Source organism: Terriglobia bacterium (assembly GCA_020073495.1).
Taxonomy (GTDB): Bacteria; Acidobacteriota; Terriglobia; order Terriglobales; family Acidobacteriaceae; genus JAIQFD01.
In genome coordinates this window covers 216,832-233,489 of record JAIQFD010000003.1, presented here as the reverse complement: position 1 = coordinate 233,489, position 16,658 = coordinate 216,832, and the positions used below count along the sequence as shown (strand labels likewise).

Below are 16,658 nucleotides of genomic sequence, written 5' to 3'. Positions count from 1 at the left end.
CGCGACCGCCATGGCACGGTCACTCCGGCCGCGTCCTATATTGAGATGAACTCCTTCGTCGTGGGGGTCAGCACCTCGCAGCCGCTTTCGGTCACGGCCACCATGTCCTCGATGCGGACGCCACCCCTTCCCGGGATATAGACGCCGGGCTCAATGGTCACCACCATACCCGGCTGCAGGACTTCGCTCTGGCCCTGGGCCAGGCGCGGAGCCTCGTGGATCTCCAGCCCCACTCCGTGTCCCGTCGAGTGGGTGAAATAGCGTGCCAGCCCGGCCCGCTTCAGCACGCCCCGGGCAGCGCGATCCACGTCGCCGACCGTCGTCCCCGACCGGACCGCCTGAATGGCTGCCAACTGGGCCTCGAGCACGGCCTGGTACATGGCGCGCGCCTTGCGGTCGGGCTTGCCCACCCACAGAGTACGCGTCATGTCGGAACAATAGCCGGAGAGTATAACACCGAAGTCGAGAACCACAAATCCTGTGTTTGGAATGGGTTGCGAGGAAGCGCGCCAATGCGGCAAGGCCGAATGGAGCCCTGCCGCGACGATGGTTTCGAAGGCCATGCCCTCCGCCCCGGAGCGGCGTGCGCGGTATTCCAACTCGGCGGCAACATCGGACTCCGTCGCTCCGGGACGTATGGCCGCTCGTGCCACGCCGAAAAGACTGGAGCCCAAGCGGACCGCTCGGCGGATCAGGCTCAATTCCTCGGCATCCTTGCCCATACGAAGGCGCTCAACCAAGCCGACCGTCGGCCGCAGCCGCGTGGAACGGAGCATCTTGGCCAAGCTGGCACGGGCGGAGAGTGTCAGGTGCTCAGCCTCCACCCCCAGCGTCTGGGCGCGGCGGCGGGAGAGCCACTCGGCAGCCGCCGCCAGTGCGGCTTTCTGCGCGATCACTACACGGGCACCCTGCACTTCGCGCCGGGCCTGCTCGATGTAACGACCGTCCGTAAAGAATGCGTACCGGCCCCCAGCATGCACCAGAACGCCGGCAGTCCCCGTGAAGCCACAGAGATAGCGGACATTGGGCAAGTGGGTGACAAGGAAGGCATCGACTTTGGCCTGGGCAACGGTTACGGCGAAACGTTTCTGGCGCGCGCGGTGGTCCATGCGAAACATTGATTGTAAATGGTTGCCCATCGCCGGTCCCGGCCCCAGGCTACGATCATCTTTCAACAATGAAAAAGCCCCCGCTGGTTAGCGGGGGCCGGACCGCCAAGCCAAGTCCTGTGAGCAAGTTAGGTCTGGATGATCTTCGGGGTGATGAAGAAGATCAACTCCTGCGTCGAGGTCGACACCGCGCGGCGCTTGAACAGGTTGCCCAGGCCGGGGATGCTGCCCAGCAGCGGCACTTGCTGGATCGTGACCGAGTTTTGCGTCTGGATGACGCCGCCGATCACCACCGTGCCGCCGTCGCTGACCAGCACCTGCGTGACCGCCTGTTGCGTAAGCAGCGTCGGGTTGCCTTGTACCTGATGGCTGAAGTCTGGCGTGGTGTTTTCCACGTCGAGGTTCAGGAAGATGGTGTTCTCCGCGGTGATCTGCGGGGTCACGGTCAGGCGGAGGAACGCGTCCACGTAAGTCGTGGTCGGCGGACCGCCCAACTGTGCCAGGGTCACTACCGGGATGCGGACGCCCTGCTTCACCACGGCCGTGATGTTGTTCTGGGTCACGACCCGCGGGCGGGAGAGGATCTTCAGCAGGCCGCGTTCCTCCGACATGGTCAGGATGGCATCCAGACGGTAGACGTTGTTGAAGTTGATGAAGGAGAGGCCGCTGCTCGTGTTCACCGCGGGGAGATTCGAGAAGAGCGGGATCGAGCCGCCCGCGTTGGTGAGGTACAGCGGCGTCAAGCCGGTAAGAGTGAGCGGACTGGTTCCCGCCGAGCCCGCGCCACCCACGGCTGACACGCTATTGCCCCACCCGAAGCCCATCTGCGTGCCGATGTCACGCGCGAAGTTGCGCGTGGCCGCGACCACGCGGGCCTCGATCTCCACTTCCGGCGTCTTGCGGTCGAGTTGCGCCAGCAGGCGGTCCACCGCGGGGAACACGCTGGGGATGTCCTGGATGATCAGCGCGTTGATGCGGTCATCCGAGATGATCTCGCCGCGCTGGGAGAGGAACTTCTTGATCACCGGGACCACGTCCTTGGAATGCGCATAGCTCAGGACGCGGGTGACGGTGATCTTGGGATCGGCCAGGGCGCGGGCTTCGACCTGCGCGCGCTGCGCATCGGCTTCCTTGCGCATGGTATCCAGCGTGGCAATGCGCAGGACGTTGCCGTCGATTTCCTTCTCCAGGCCGTTGTTCTTCAACACGATGTCGAGCGCCTGGTCCCACGGCACGTTGTCGAGCACCAGCGTCAGCGTGCCTTTGACATTGGGATCCAGCACGATGTTCAGACCGCTGATCTCGTGGATCAGGCGGAAAAAGTCCTTCAGGTCCACGTCCTTCAGGTTGACCGAGATCGGTTCGCCGCTGAACTTGGGACGGGTGGAAGAAGGCTGTTGAGCCGGCATCGCCGCCTGCTGTTGCACGGCCGCGTGGATGGCAGCCGAGGACGGCATCAGCGCGGCGCTGGGCTGCGGCACGTTGACCAGGGGTACATCCTGTTGCGGCGGGGTGAACTTGGCCGCGGCAACTTCGGCGCGGCTTGGCGGCTTCATCTCGGCCGGCTTGGTGTCGGCGGCGTCGGTCTTCGGCTGGTACTGCGGCTCGACCACCACGAAGTTCTGCGCCGTGGCGCCCTGCTGGGTGGGCGATGCGGCAGGCTGGGTGGCCGGAGCGGCGCTGGCCAGCTCGCTGGCGGCAGGCGTCGCGGCCGGTGCCGGAGCTGGAGCGGGCTGCGCCACCTCGGCGGCTGGGCGCAGCTTCACGGTGAGCTTGCGGCCTGCGGGGACGATCTCAAAATCCTTGGCCGTCGCCAGGTCCACCACCACGCGCGTCACCGGCGGATCCACCTGGAAGCGCGCCACGCGCACGCTCTTCACATCGCCGCTGTTGACGGCGATGTCGCGTTTGCGCAGTGGTACGGCATTGGCGACGTCGATGACCACGCGGTCCGGGGCCGTCAGCTTCATCGCTTTCGGGGTCATCGAGCCCGTGCCTACGATCTCGACGTTGATCCCGGACTTGCTGCGGGCGATGGCGACGTTCTGGATGACCACCGGGTGGCCCGTGGAGCGAGCCGCCGCCGCATGACTCTCGGCGGGCTTGGCAGCCGGTTCAGCCGCGGACTTTGCCGCCGGGGCCGGGGCCGCGCTCGCAGTCGTGGCCGGCGTGGTGATCTTGACCACTAGCGCCTGGCCCGACTCGCTGATATGCACCCCGGCATCCGGCGCAAGGGTCAGTTCCACGCGCGCGACGTCGGTGCCGCCCGCTCCCTTGAACCCAAGGACGCGGTAGGAAGTGACGCCCGGCGTCTTCAGCGCCTGCATCTTCCCTTCCATGCGTCCCGCCGACACTCCCGCCAGATCCACCAGCAGCAAGTTGTCGGACGGCCGATATTCCGTGTGCGTGAAGACACCGCTCGCCTGGATGGTGACCGTGGTGGCGTTGTCCTGGGGGGCAACGTCTACACCGGTCAAATGCGATACGGCAGCAGCCGCGATCGTGCCCAGCACGACTGGCAGCAAGAGAATACCCAGCAATTGCTTTAGCCTCATCTCGTCGCTCCTCACGTTCCGGACATGTCCGTCGCGTGCAGCGGCGTCCCTTAACCCCGCCGCTAAAGAATTAGCCCTTGTCCCGCCGGAGGCGGAAACCTGAACTCCCTTGGGTTCGGCCCAACCTCTTGGACTGCTACTGCACTCCTGACAAAACTCGCTACACCGTCGGTGCGCTCACCCGCTTGACTACTTCCCGAGTGGTTTCGCGTCCGACGTTGTCGACCGTGTTCTCCTTGAAGACGACCGAATCGACGGTGATCTTGACCACCGCGCCGTTAAACACCGGGTCGTTCTCCTTCAGGAAGTAGGCGCGATTGGCCTGGTTGGACACAACCGCGATCATCCCACTCGGCGTCTTGATGACGCCGCGCAACACCATTTCGCTGATCACCAGGCAGCGTTTGCCGGTGGCGCACACGGCTCCCGGACCGCCGCCACTGGCGCGCACCACGGGGCTGACGAAGGGATCGCGTTTGCCGGCCGGCTTGTGGGCCGCCGGGGTGGTCTCCGGCTTCTGGGCCGGCGCGGCTGCCTTCGCCACTGGCTTCTTGGGTGCGGGTGCCTTGGCCGCCGCTGCCGGAGCCTTGGCCGGCTTCGCGGGAGCCTTGGCCGCCGCTGCGGGTGCCTTGGCCGCCGGCTTCTGGGCCGGCGCGGCCGCCGCCTGGCCCGCCACTGTCTGGCTGGCCGGTGCCTTCGGCTTGTTCGTGGCCGGGGCCTGCGCGAATGCCACGCCCGCCGCCACCATCAATGCCAGGATCGTTTTCATCGCCTTCATGGTCATCCTCAACTACCTCTTGGCCGGCGCACCGGGCTTGGCCGGAGCGGGCGGTGGACCCTCATGGCTGAAGAACGTGACCGCCTTGCAGGTTGCTACCACGCTCTCACTCGGTGCGTATGCGTACTGTCCCTTCACGCCCGCGTCGGCCGGCTTCTTCACCGTGCTCAGCTTCAGGTTGCCGATGTTGATGATGCGTTCCAACTTGCCTACCCGCTCGAAGAAATTCAGCAACGAGTAGTACGGGCCGTCCAGATCGAGGCTAAACGGCACTTCGGTGTAGAACTCCTTGGTGTTGCCGCTCTCCTGCGCGTAGCGACGGATCTCGATGCCCGCCGCCGCGGCTGTGTCCTGCACCATCTTCAAGAACTTGTCCGCTTCCTTCTCGTCGGGCACGATCTTCTTCTGGATCTCAAGCTGCAGTTGCAGGCTCGCGATCTGCCGGTTCAGATCCTCCAGTTTTGCCTGGTAGGGCTCCAGCTTCTTGACCTCGGCTTCTTTGTCCTGGGCCGTCTTCAGGTCCTTCTCGTTCTTTGCCATCTGGTCCTTCAGGACCAGGAAATAGAAGACCGCGCAGAGCGCTACCACCACGCCGAAGATGATCCCCATCTGTGCTTTTGCCGGTAAATCTCTGAAGCTCGCCATAGATACCGTCCCGCCTTACGATTTTTTCTCGCAGCTGAGCGTGAATAGGAACGCCTGCATGTCCTTGGCCTGGCTGTCCTGGTAGGTTTCCTTGATCTCCACCGACTTGAACTTGCCCGACTTCTGCAGGTTCTCTATCAGATTGGCCACCCCGTGGACGCTCAAGGCCGTGCCCTGGATGTCGATGCTGGTGCCCGAATCGATCATCTTGTCCAACCACACGCCATCGGTGGCGTTGACCGTATCGCCGATCATGGTCAGCAGTTCGACCGGACCCGCCTGGGCTGCGCGCAGGTCGTCGATCACCTTGATCCGGCGCTGGTACGCTTCGGCCTGCCTCTGCCGGTCCTCGTACCTCGTCTTGGTCACTTGCAGCGCCTGGTACTTGCGGTTGGCCTCTTCCATCCGCTTGGCGATGGCTTTGGCGTCGTTATCCAGTTTCCACCACCAGCCGCCCATGGCCACCGCCGCTATCAGCAGTAACACCACGCCGACCAACAACGGATTCGGCCCTTCGCCGGCCATGGTCGGAACGGCCGCACGCTTGCCCTTTTTCGGCTTCGGTACTCCGAGCAGGTTTATGCGGATCATAGGGTTTCAAAGCTCCTGAGGGCCAATCCCACTGCCACCGCGAGTTGTCCCGCGTTTTTCTCGATCAATTCCGATGCCCCGCCAGGGTTGATCTTCTGGAAGGGATTGAGGATCTCCACCGGCAAGGAGAACTCCTGGCGCAGGGCCTCCATCAGCCCCGGCACCACCGAGGACCCGCCCGCCAGGAAGATCCGCTCAATGTGCTCTCCGCTCGCCGTCGCGCGGAAGAAGTCGAAGGTCTTCTGGATCTCCAGCACGATGATCTCGGTCACCTGTTGCAGGATGGGCATCTTGGCGTCTTCGCTGACGGTACCGACCTTCTGGCCGAGCTTCAGGTTCTCGGCGTCGTCGAAGCTGAGGTCGAGTTCCTTCTGCAGCGAATCGGTGTACTGGTTGCCGCCCACCGAGACGTCGCGGGTGAACAGCGGCATCGTGCCCTTCACGATGTTGATGTTCATGACGCTGGCGCCGATGTTGAGCAGGGCCACGGTCGAGCCGGGCGCCGGGTCATAGTTGAACTCGTAGCAGTTCTGCAAGGCGAACGCGTCGATGTCCACGATGGCTGGGGTCTTCCCCGCCAGCGACAGCACGTTCGTGTAGTTCAGGATCTTGTCTTTCTTCACCGCCACCAGCAGCACGTCCATCTGCGGGCCGGTCGTGTCCTCGCTCAGGATCTGGTAGTCGATGTTCACGTCGGCGATGTCGAAGGGGATGTGCTGCGCCGCTTCCGTGTTGATGCTCTCGGCCAGCTCCTGGTCCGACATTGACTGCATGGCGATCTTCTTCACGATCACCGAGTGGCCGCTCACCGAGGTGGCCACCGCCTTAGAGGTGATCTTGTTGTCGTTGAAGATCTTGGAGATGGCGCTGGACACGCTGCCCGAGTCCACGATCATCGAGTCCACCACGATGTCGGACCCCAGCGGCTCGAAGCCCACGTGCACCACCTGGATCTCCCCTTTGGCCCTCTTCAGCTCGACTGCCTTGATGCTGCTCGAGCCGATGTCCAGGCCCACGATCGTTTTCGCTCCACCGAATAGACCCATGCGACCCGCCTTAGTGACCCGCGGCTGCCCGCGCGGCCTTGGGTTTCTTCTTGCCTCGGCCTTCGCCGAGCGTGCTTTTCCGCTCCATCCACTGGTCCAGGATGGTCTTCTTGAATTTCCAACGGTTCCCCAGCTTGAAGGCAGGAATCTTTTCCTCGTACACGTACTTGTAAAGCGTGTCCGGACTCACGCCCAAATACTGCGAAGCTTGCCGAATATTCATTACTTCTCTCGAATCGGCCATAGCTGCTTGTGCCCTTTCCACAGATCAAACTGCCCGCGTTTCTTGCGGGGCGGCCTCCGAACGGCCGGGCCCTGTGAGGAAGAGATCCTCTGCTTTCTCGGGGGGAAACGTCTGCGGTGCGAGTTATAGCAGTGTCACTGCCGGTAGTGTCAAGGAAGTCTTTCCCGTTTCTTCCGGTTTTCTTGGATATCTACCGCTCTGAATGGGTATTCACTCGCCCTAAGTGCCCATATTTCGTGGCGTTCCGAAGGATTGACCACTAGGGGTAGTGGTGTTGATGCATCGGGTACAAAAATTGTCGGAGGAGTAACTAAGGGGCCTGAGGCGCTGGCAACCGGACCTGACCGTGTGGGAGTGTGTGGGACAGCCGCCCTCGGCTGTCATCGATCATTTTTCACCGCCGAGAACGCCGAGAGCGCAGAGAAATCCATTGGCCGCGCGAATGCACGCGGAGGGAGAAAGGGCCCACCACAGAGACACAGAGCGCACAGAGAACGAGGCGATCAATTGCGCTTCCGCATCGAGCACGCGGAGGTAGTGCGGCACTTCAGTGCCGCGTGCCGCGTTCCCAAAATCCCCCGGCTTTAGCCGCTGAGGTATGAAGCCGAGGCTCCCCAGGAGCCGAGCCCTGAGCGAAGCCGAAGGGCCGCTCTAGCGGGCATAAGAACGGAGCCCCGGGCGGTAGGCCCGCGCTCGGTAGGTCAGGACTTTAGCCCTGACTCGCTCCGCGATCCGGGATTCGCGGACTTCAGTCCGCGAACAAGGGGCGGAGCATTCATCCGAGGCACAGCCCGCCTTGCGGGCGTAAGAATTTAGCCCCGGGCGCAAGCCCGGGGTAGACGTTTCATTTCAGAGGAAGAGCCCGCTTTAGCGGGCGTAACGATGAGGTAGTGCGGCACTTCAGTGCCGCTTTCCCCATCCAAATTAGTACCGGCTTTAGCCGCTGAGGAGCCCGCCTTGCGGGCGTAAGAATTTAGCCCCGGGCGCAAGCCCGGGGTAGACGTTTCATTTCAGAGGAAGAGCCCGCTTTAGCGGGCGTAAGAATTTAGCCCCGGGCGCAAGCCCGGGGTACAGGTCCGAAATAGATCCCGAGTCCCGTAGGGACGGCAGAACACTACCGCCAATCCTAAGCTAAGGCCTGATTCTTGACGCGCGTACGTCTTGACAGGTGACGTGCCTCGCAGCTCGCTGTGAGGTCAAGTGGTGGAATACAGCCTGACACGAAGTTTCTTCGCTACAGTTTCCGACCCCGCTTCGATGTCGTGCTGCCAAATCCGGACGGGACGCCAGCCTAACCGTCGCAACTTCGCAAAATTCCGCTGGTCGCGCCTGCGGTTGCGGGCTATTTTCGTTCTCCAGAAGGGCGAAACCTTGTGACACCATTGCGGAAACCGGTAGCCATGCCAAAAATCGCCGTCGACAAAAATCGCAAGCCTATGAGCAGGGACAACGATGTCGGGCTTTCCTGGAAGGCGACTGTCGTTCCGGCGGAACCGCAGTTTCAGCCCTCGAACAACCGAAGCGACGGCGTTCTCGATGTCAGTTTCTGCCGTGCGGACCCGTGACATGCAGTGGCTGCGCTGGGCTTTGGTGAGGTTGTCAGGCATGAGGGCCTCGTTCTCGCCCAGGACAGATGCGCTGGAAATCGCAGGTCGGGCATCGATCCCGAGCACAAGGTCTGCGGGGAAAATTTCCAGCCTTGATCTGTATAACTGCATCTCGCACTTGCTGGCGGATGTCTTCCAGTCGCGGCTCGGTTATATCAATTTCTTGGCGTACATGCTGCCGATCCGGGGACATGAAGTGTGCAACGGCTCGTCTTGGGTCTAAATTGAGAGCCCTCCGAACGGCAATAGCGTACAAACGAAGCTGGCGATCAACGGTTTCAATACGAGCTTGGAGGTCGTCGGGATCGTCAGGTAGACCTGTCTTGAAATCCACGACGCCGACCGGTACGCGTTCGCCTGCAGCACCCTCGACTCGTTCGAGCAAGTCGATTGTGCCGGTCACCAGAGCATCTTCTAGCATGAATTCGAATGGCTTTTCAGCTTCAAAGACAAGGTTCGCCACGTCCGGAAATTGCGTTACGTAACCGACGAGGGTTCGCTTCGCGGCGTCGCGCATGCGATCCAGAGGCTCATCTCTCGTATAGCGCAAGTTAAAGCGCGTATCTACCAACTGTTCAACCCACTCGCGCGTCACAGGCCCAGTACGCGCGCGTTCATGAATAGCAGCCAACAAATTGTGAATCTGCTCGCCGTAACCGAACTCTTGTCCGATTGTCGGACCAAAGCCCATTAACTTACGCAACCGATAGTCGAAGGGGCATTCCCAGAAATAGTTCAGGTCGGAGTAGCTCGTCGGCAGATATTCCGTTTCGATGGGTCGGCGGGGCGGAAGAACAGGTCGCGGGGCAGAAGGATCAACGCCGTCGTCTCTCACGTAATCGTGGCGAATTTCTCGGTGAAATTCCGTAGGCCGGCAGTTTCGGCGATCCACGGATGTGACGTGGAGAAACTTTTGGCACCTCGTCAAAGCGACATACCACAAGCGCCTCTCACCATCGTCGCCCCCAATGTAGCGTTGCGCATTGTATTCGGCGGGGTTAAGGAGGACCTCCGTGCCGCGAGTCCGCATCGAACTCGGAAATCTCCGGGAGCAAACGCTGGGTATGAACACAACCGGCCATTCAAGTCCCTTGGCGGCGTGGATGGTCAGAATCTGTATCGCATTGACCACTGTTGGATCGTCTTGACCTCCTTCGTCGGCGGTCCCAGATGCCCATCCATTCAAGAAAATGTTCAAGCCGAATAGAAGTCCTGGCGTAACCCATTGGTGGACTGCTTCGTACTGCGTCAACAGATTGCTAAATCTTCCAAGATTGAACAAAATCTGATCCGGCCACGCGGTGGGCCCCCTGTTTGTCCCCAGCGCCTCCAACATTTCGTGGAAGATGGTTTGTGGATATATTCGGCGAGCAACACGTGCCGGCCGGCGGTCTCGCGGAAGCGCGGCTTGTTGTAACAACCTGCGCCGGGCAGCGAGCCACTCAAGAAAGCGGGCGGAATCCGAGTTAGGTGCGTCGCCCTCGTCCCGCATGGCCTCGAGTGTCGTTCGGATGAACTCTCTTGTTTGTCGTTCATCCAGCTGGACGAAGTTTCCGTCGCTCCGCCGGGAAAAATCCATTCCAGCAAGGAAACAGAAGACGGCCTGGACCAACTGGACCTCACGGTGGTCAAACAGTCCCGCTGTCCCCTTCACCACATGTGGAATTCGGCGGCGACTCAACTCTTCAACAAAGGTGTGCGCAGACGTTCGGACACTCCGGAGGAGAATTGCCATGTCTCCCCAATCAAGGCCCCGGGCGTGCTCGCCGGAACCAAGGGCGGAGCCGCGATGTGCGAGGATGCGATCTGCTACGTACCCCGCCTCTTCGGCTTCGGTTGCAAAGGTCTGCCGATGCACGTCGCCGTGTTCTGCCATTGTTTCCACTAGGATGTCGTCCTGCCCTTGCCGTTCCCAGTGTCGGGCTACCATCGCCTTATCGAGCCGGGTTCCCAACCGCCGCACGGCAGCGTTCGCGACCTCGACAACTGCGTGGGTTGACCGAAAGTTGTCGACCAGCTGAATGCGACGGACCGGGGCATGTCTCCGATGGAAATTCAGAATGTTGGTGATATCGGCACCGCGCCACCCGTAAATGGATTGGTCGTCGTCACCAACCACGCAGAGCGAATCGGCACGTCGAGACAGCAGGGTAATCAGCTCTTCCTGCCTAGGGTCAATGTCTTGGTACTCATCGACGACAACGTGCTTGAATCTGTTGTTCGCTGTGCGAAGCGCTTCAGGGTCCGTCCGGAGTTTGCGGACAGCTTCATCGATAATCCCGTCGAAATCTAAGTAGTAGTTCGGCCGCTGCCGCGTAAGGTTGTTGTAGCGCTCGACGGCTTCCCGGAGATGCGCGTCCCCCAAATGGCGGATATCAATGGATTCGAGGTGGATTGCGGTCAACGACCGTGTAAACGCTCGAATTGTGTCGAAGAAGCCGTTGGTTCGAACGAGGTGCCGCAGGTGGTCCAAGCCGAGGCCGCGACCATTGGCGTCGTTGAAGTGCGTACAAATGAGTGCCGCTTGGCGAACTTCATCAATGACTTCGAAATTTCTGTAACTAGGGTCCAGCTCTTTCAGGACCTGCAAGCAGAAACTGTGAATAGTGCCGACGTACATGTCACCGAGCGAAGGGTCAGCGGGAAGTAGCTCCTCAAGGTGCTTTCGAATTCGAGCTTTGAGCGCTGCGGCGGCTTTCTCAGTGAAAGTAAACGCCACGATCGAGCGACGGTCTGCTCCCTCTTGGACGAGTTGAGCAATACGACGGGAAATCACTTCTGTTTTGCCGGATCCAGCACAAGCAATTATGAGCAAATTGCCGCCCCGGTGGCCGATGGCGTTGAGTTGCTCGGGGGTGTAGGTAATTGGCATTACCTGCGCGTCAGCGACTTTTTGAGCTGGACCGCATGTCTCCTGATGAATTCCGGTGGTAGAGCGTTCCCGATGAGTACGGCGAGCTTCACCTTCCCAGCGTCGGCAGGAAAGTAATAGCGGCGTGGGAATGTTTGTAGTAGGGCCGCCTCGCGCATAGTGATGCAACGGTTTTGAGACGGGTGCAAAAATCTCCCCTTAGAAGGGTTAAAGCATCCGGTCGTGATTGTCGGGGCGATACTTCGCCATGCCATCCTGCCGTACACATCTTTAAACCCGTCGCAGTCGCGGTGACACCTAAGCTGGGCTTTCGCTCCCAGATCGGAGCGGCTGCCGCCATTCTTGGGTATCCTGCGAATCATGTCACGCACCTGCTTGCTGCGGTGTTCAGCAACATTATGGATTGGGTCATGGCTTCGCCTTGGCAAGGGAAGATGCCCGATAGCGTCTACAACTGTTTTGTCACCGCGGGAGGGACTGGCGAAATCCACTTCTCCGCTCCGCAGTCCGAAGCAGATCACACGCCGTCTGCGTTGTGGCACTCCATAATCCGCTGCGTCCAGCACGGCGTAGTCTACGTTGTAGCCGAGCTGGCGAAGCTGCCGGCAGAATCGAGCAAACCTACGACTGTGCGCGAGATGCGGCACGTTTTCCAGCATTACAGCCTTGGGACAAAGGCCTCGAACCATGCGGAGAAAATCGAGAATGAGTGCATTCTTTCGGTCGCGCACGATACGGCCTCCGTTAAGCCTCCGCATCGAAGAAAAGCCCTGGCACGGGGGGCAGCCGGCGAGGAGATCGAGTTGGCCCGCCTTAAGGTTAAGTTTCCTGCGCACCTCGGCCGTGGTGATCTTCTTTATGTCGTCAGTCCAGAGTCGCACCTCGGGATGATTCTTCGCGTACGTGTCGGCGGCCGTCTTGTCGATTTCTACGGCGCCGACCACGCGAAAACCCGCGCGTTTCAGACCAAGGGTTAGCCCGCCGCATCCAGCGAACAAATCGATTGCCTTCAGCCGTCGCATTTTGCTCGATTATTAGCACGATTTTGCGCTCTCGAATAGGTCTTTCGTCGGGCGGGTGGCCCAACCAACGCGGTTTGCGGTGGGTGGGTATCTCCGCGTTTCTTGCGGTGAGTCTTTTTCCCCGCCGCAACTTACTGAAAACAAAGACACGCGCGGAATCTGGATTTGTATAGCTTTAAGCTATGTCAAGAACTTTATTTATCGGCGCCGCAACCCATTGATTCTCCTGCACAAACGATTCTTGACCCCACCGTCCACAATCCTTCGATTTGCTACTCTGGATGTAGCGGGCCCATCGTCCGCCCTGGCGTGCTCGCCGCGCCCTTAAGTTCTTTCAAATGACATATCGACATATCCCCGCGCGTAACCCCTTTATTTCGACATATCGCAGGGGAGGGGGAGGGGGCCTGTATCTGTCGCCCCTCCTGATCCCCTTGATATCAGGAGCTAAGTCGAGGCGTTTGGCGGGCGTGAGGCGCAGCCGGGAGTCCGCCGCCGAGACCCTGAGCGTAGCCGAAGGGTCTACTGATCCCCTTGATATCAGGAGCCAAGTCCTTTGTTTCGACTGATCCCCCCAGGGGGTAGGGGCCCCCGACCTCCTCTGTGCGCTCTGTGTCTCTGTGGTGAGCCTTTACAATGTCGCCGTGAAACGCATCTGCGTCTTCTGCGGTTCCAACCTCGGCGCCAGGGCTGCCTACCGTCAGGCTGCCGAACAACTGGGGCGCGCACTGGTGGCGCGCAGGATCGGACTCGTCTACGGCGGCGGGAACATCGGCCTGATGGGCGTGCTCGCCGACACCGTGCTCGACGGCGGCGGCGAAGTGATGGGCGTGATCCCTCACGCGCTGGTGGCGCGCGAAGTGGCGCACAAGGGCCTCACGAAACTTCACATCGTCGAGTCCATGCACGAGCGCAAGCAGCTTATGGCCGACCTCTCCGACGCTTTCATTGCGCTGCCCGGCGGCTTCGGCACCTTCGAGGAGTTCTGCGAGGCGGTCACCTGGTCACAACTGGGCATCCACAAGAAGCCCTGCGGCCTGCTCAACGTCGAGGGCTACTTCGATCCGCTGGTCGCGCTCTTCGATCACGCGGTCCAAGAGCACTTCCTCCATCCACTGAACCGCGCCCTGGTGCTGGAATCGCGGACGCCAGAGGACCTTCTCGAAGCGCTCGCCGCATGGAAGCCGAAGCCGGTCGAAAAATGGATCGACCGAGCAGAACGATAAAGCCGCGGATGGTTCCGCGGCTCGATCTGAAGCAGGTTTGATACTGCGAGATCCCTCCCCTTCGCCCCGCTCAGGGTCGGGATGACCGCGGCGGGCTCCCACTCGGTTCGGCGCTGCGCGCCTCACCTCGCTCACGCCCGCCAAGCGCGGTCAATTGATGTCGAACTGCTCCTGGTGGATCAGCGCATCGCTCTTCACGATCACCGTGCGTCCGGTCAGTTCCTCGAGTTCCGCGACCCACTTTGCGTTGTTGGCTTTGAGAGCCTTGGCCACCTCGGGATTGACGCGCAGGAGCACGTCGGAGCGCTCCAGTTGCTTCGAGATCTTGCGCATCTCCACATAGATCTCGTTGCAGATGGTGCTGACCGACTTGATCAGGCCCGTGCCCGTGCAGTAGGTGCAGGGCTGGCCGAGGGTGCGCTCCAGCGACTGCTTGACCCGCTTGCGGGTGATGGCGACCAGTCCGAAATCGTTGAACTGGAGCACCTTCGAGGGCGCGCGGTCGTGGCGCAGTTCTTCTTCGAGGGCCTGCATGACCTTCTGCCGGTTGCGGCGCTCGTCCATGTCAATGAAGTCGATGACGATGATGCCGCCCAAGTCGCGCAGCCGGATCTGCCGCACGATCTCCTTGATGGCGTCGACGTTGGTCTTGACGATGGTGTCTTCGAGGCGTGCCGTCCGGCCCACGTACTTGCCGGTGTTGATGTCGATGGCCACCAGCGCCTCGGTCTGGTTGATGACGATGGAGCCGCCCGACTTCAGCCACACCTTCGACTTCAGGGCCTTGTTGAGTTCGTCCTGGATGTTCACCTGCTCGAACAGCGGCGTGCTTTTACTGTACAACTTGACGCGGCGCACCAGGGCGGGCTGGAAGCGGTTGGCGAAGCGCAGCACGCGCTCGTACTCCTGCTCCGAGTCCACCCAGATCTGGGAGAAGTTCTGCGTGACCTGGTCGCGCAGGATGCGCTCTACCAGGTTGAGGTCGTGGTAGATCAGCGCCGGCGCCTTGGCATCGTCGGCACGGTGGCGGATCTCCGTCCACAGGTTGATGAGGAAGCGCACGTCGGCACGCAGATCGTCTTCGCTGGCGCCCGCGGCCGCGGTGCGCACGATGAAGCCGCCCGGGCCCTGGTGTTCGGATTGAAGAATCCGCTTCAGGCGCTGCCGCTCCTCGTCGGAGGCGATCTTGCGCGAGACGCCGATGTGGTTCACGGTCGGCATGAAGACCAGGTAGCGTCCCGGCAATGCGATGTGGCTGGTGATGCGCGCGCCCTTCTTGCCGATGGGTTCCTTGGCGATCTGCACCAGGATCTCCTGGCCTTCCTTGAGCAGCTCGCTGATCTGCGGCTGCGGGCCGCGCTGGATGTTGCGGCGAGGTCCGCCGCCCATGCGTTTTCCGCCGCGGCGTCCTCTCCCGCGACGGCGGTCGAAGCCGGGCCGCTCGGTGGTGCGCTGCTGGTAGCCGGCGGTGCCGGTGGGAGCGCGCAATTCGGCGCGCGCGCCTTCTTCCTCCTGCTCGGCGCCTTCGGCGGAGACCCCGGCTTCCGCTTCCTCGAACTCTTCTTCCTCGCCCTCGGCCTCTTCGCCATTCTCCTCGTACTCGCCCTCGGCCAACGACTCGGCGGTGTGTAGTTTCACTTCTTCGCCGATGTCCACGGTCGCAGCGTTGTGCGGCTGGCCGCCTTCGCGTTCCAGCGTCTCTTCTTCGAGTTCCTCGTAGTCGGCGTCTTCAAAATCTTCGGCGAAACTGCGGGGATCCGCCTCTTCTTCTTCGATCTCCTCTTCCTCGATGACGCCGTGTCCGGGCGTGAAAGCGGCCGGGCGCGGCTCTTCGCCGCGGACTTCAGCGCGGGCCGGCTCGGGAGTCTCGGCCGTCTCGGACGTTTCCTCCTCGGCCGCTTCACCGCCGAAAACCGAGGCGACGTTCATCCGGTCGAATCTTTCTTCGGCCTGGTTGGCGAGCTGCGGCTCGACATGGTGCTCTCCGCGCTCTTCGCGGTGAGGCTCCGTAACGGCAGCCGCGCCGAAGGCCATCGGCTCGTCGTGGTGCGTCGCGCTAACGGTTGAATCGGTCTCCGGCGCATGCTGGGCGGCTTCCGCCTGAGCAGCGCTGCGCTTGTGCTCGAAGGTCTCGGGGATGGATTCGGGCTGCGCCGCCGGCGACTCAGCCTCTCGCTCGGTCTCACCGGCCGCGGTAGGCGGCTGGGGCTGAAGGTTCCTGTACTTTGAGATGGACTCGCCGGGCAGAATGATCGGCTGAAACCCAGCGGGAGGGCCAAACCGTGGCGGCTGCGGCCGCGCTGGGGGCTGAGGACGAGGCGGCGCTTCCCCCTCGCGCTCTGCTACCGGCTCCGTTCGCTGCTCCTCGGGCACGAACTTGGAATCGGGGATGCCGCGCCCGCCGCGGCGACCGCGGCGGCGACGGTTGCGCCAGCGCCCGCCGTTGCGGTCGTTGCCATCCTGGCGTTCGTGTTGCGGTTGAGGCTGCGCCGGCCTGGCTTCGGCTTCGATGTGCGCCTTTGACTCCACCGGCTCGGCAGGCGGGAGGATCGTAGCGGAGCTGGGCATGGTCTCTACCGGGCGCGGCCCGTGCCCCGCCTCGTCTTGCGCCTCCGTGACGATGCGCTCGAACTCTTCCTGGTCTTCCTGCTCTTCCAGGAAGTCGGTGACGTACAGGAAAGCGTCGCGCTCCAGGCCGACGTCCACGAACGCCGACTGCATGCCCGGAAGCACGCGCGTGACCTTGCCCTTGTAAACGGATCCGGCGAGCGTGTACTCGTTCTCACGCTCGAAATAGATTTCTGCCAGCTGGTCTTCTTCGACGATCGCCACTTTGGTCTCATGTGGCGTCGAAGAGACGAATAGTTCTTTCGACATGCTGTCTCCCTGCCGGCTTCGTTTCGGAAGCGCGGCTTACCGGCGGCGAGACAGAGCGGAGAGGAGGGAAACGAGAAGCAGACGGC

At 61.7% G+C, this 16,658-nt stretch carries 12 protein-coding genes; 1 reads left to right on the top strand and 11 read right to left on the bottom strand.

The genetic code is table 11. The features are described from left to right. Window positions 1-35: 35 nt before the first annotated feature. From LAN37_08420 to LAN37_08375, 10 genes are all read right to left on the bottom strand, one after another. A complete protein-coding gene (locus tag LAN37_08420) occupies window positions 36-1,109 on the bottom strand; it encodes a Xaa-Pro peptidase family protein (GenBank protein MBZ5647230.1) in 1,074 nt (357 codons plus the stop codon). Window positions 1,110-1,237: 128 nt separating this feature from the next. Then, complete coding sequence (gene pilQ / locus LAN37_08415; protein ID MBZ5647229.1) at window positions 1,238-3,664, bottom strand: type IV pilus secretin PilQ; 2,427 nt, start codon at window positions 3,662-3,664, stop codon at window positions 1,238-1,240. A 160-nt stretch (window positions 3,665-3,824) separates the two neighbouring features. Then, window positions 3,825-4,442 (bottom strand): hypothetical protein, encoded by a 618-nt coding sequence (locus LAN37_08410; protein ID MBZ5647228.1) that lies wholly within the window; start codon window positions 4,440-4,442, stop codon window positions 3,825-3,827. A gap of 12 nt (window positions 4,443-4,454) precedes the next feature. Beyond that, a complete protein-coding gene (locus LAN37_08405) occupies window positions 4,455-5,051 on the bottom strand; it encodes a type 4a pilus biogenesis protein PilO (protein ID MBZ5647227.1) in 597 nt (198 codons plus the stop codon). A gap of 51 nt (window positions 5,052-5,102) precedes the next feature. Continuing rightward, a complete protein-coding gene (locus LAN37_08400) occupies window positions 5,103-5,678 on the bottom strand; it encodes a PilN domain-containing protein (protein MBZ5647226.1) in 576 nt (191 codons plus the stop codon). After that, window positions 5,675-6,724: a pilus assembly protein PilM gene (locus LAN37_08395; GenBank protein MBZ5647225.1), complete on the bottom strand. Its 1,050-nt coding sequence runs from the start codon at window positions 6,722-6,724 to the stop codon at window positions 5,675-5,677. The genes LAN37_08400 and LAN37_08395 overlap by 4 nt, the downstream gene beginning before the upstream one ends. 10 nt (window positions 6,725-6,734) lie before the next feature. Further along, window positions 6,735-6,947, bottom strand: a complete 213-nt coding sequence (locus LAN37_08390) for a helix-turn-helix domain-containing protein (protein MBZ5647224.1) — start codon at window positions 6,945-6,947, stop codon at window positions 6,735-6,737. Between the two features lie 1,217 nt (window positions 6,948-8,164). Continuing rightward, the gene (locus tag LAN37_08385) at window positions 8,165-8,575 is read right to left on the bottom strand and encodes a very short patch repair endonuclease (protein ID MBZ5647223.1); all 411 of its coding nucleotides are present in this window, start codon (window positions 8,573-8,575) and stop codon (window positions 8,165-8,167) included. Further along, entirely contained in the window at window positions 8,568-11,447 is a 2,880-nt protein-coding gene (locus LAN37_08380) for an ATP-dependent helicase (protein ID MBZ5647222.1), read from the bottom strand. The genes LAN37_08385 and LAN37_08380 overlap by 8 nt, the downstream gene beginning before the upstream one ends. Continuing rightward, window positions 11,447-12,469, bottom strand: a complete 1,023-nt coding sequence (locus tag LAN37_08375) for a DNA cytosine methyltransferase (protein ID MBZ5647221.1) — start codon at window positions 12,467-12,469, stop codon at window positions 11,447-11,449. Before LAN37_08375 ends, LAN37_08380 begins: the two co-directional genes overlap by 1 nt. Before the next feature lie 644 nt (window positions 12,470-13,113). On the opposite strand from LAN37_08375, the gene LAN37_08370 reads away from it, so the two are divergent. Beyond that, the gene (locus tag LAN37_08370; protein ID MBZ5647220.1) at window positions 13,114-13,695 is read left to right on the top strand and encodes a TIGR00730 family Rossman fold protein; all 582 of its coding nucleotides are present in this window, start codon (window positions 13,114-13,116) and stop codon (window positions 13,693-13,695) included. 150 nt (window positions 13,696-13,845) lie between these two features. Here the strand turns inward: LAN37_08370 and LAN37_08365 are convergent, their stop codons facing one another. After that, window positions 13,846-16,572: an Rne/Rng family ribonuclease gene (locus tag LAN37_08365; GenBank protein ID MBZ5647219.1), complete on the bottom strand. Its 2,727-nt coding sequence runs from the start codon at window positions 16,570-16,572 to the stop codon at window positions 13,846-13,848. Window positions 16,573-16,658 lie beyond the last annotated feature (86 nt).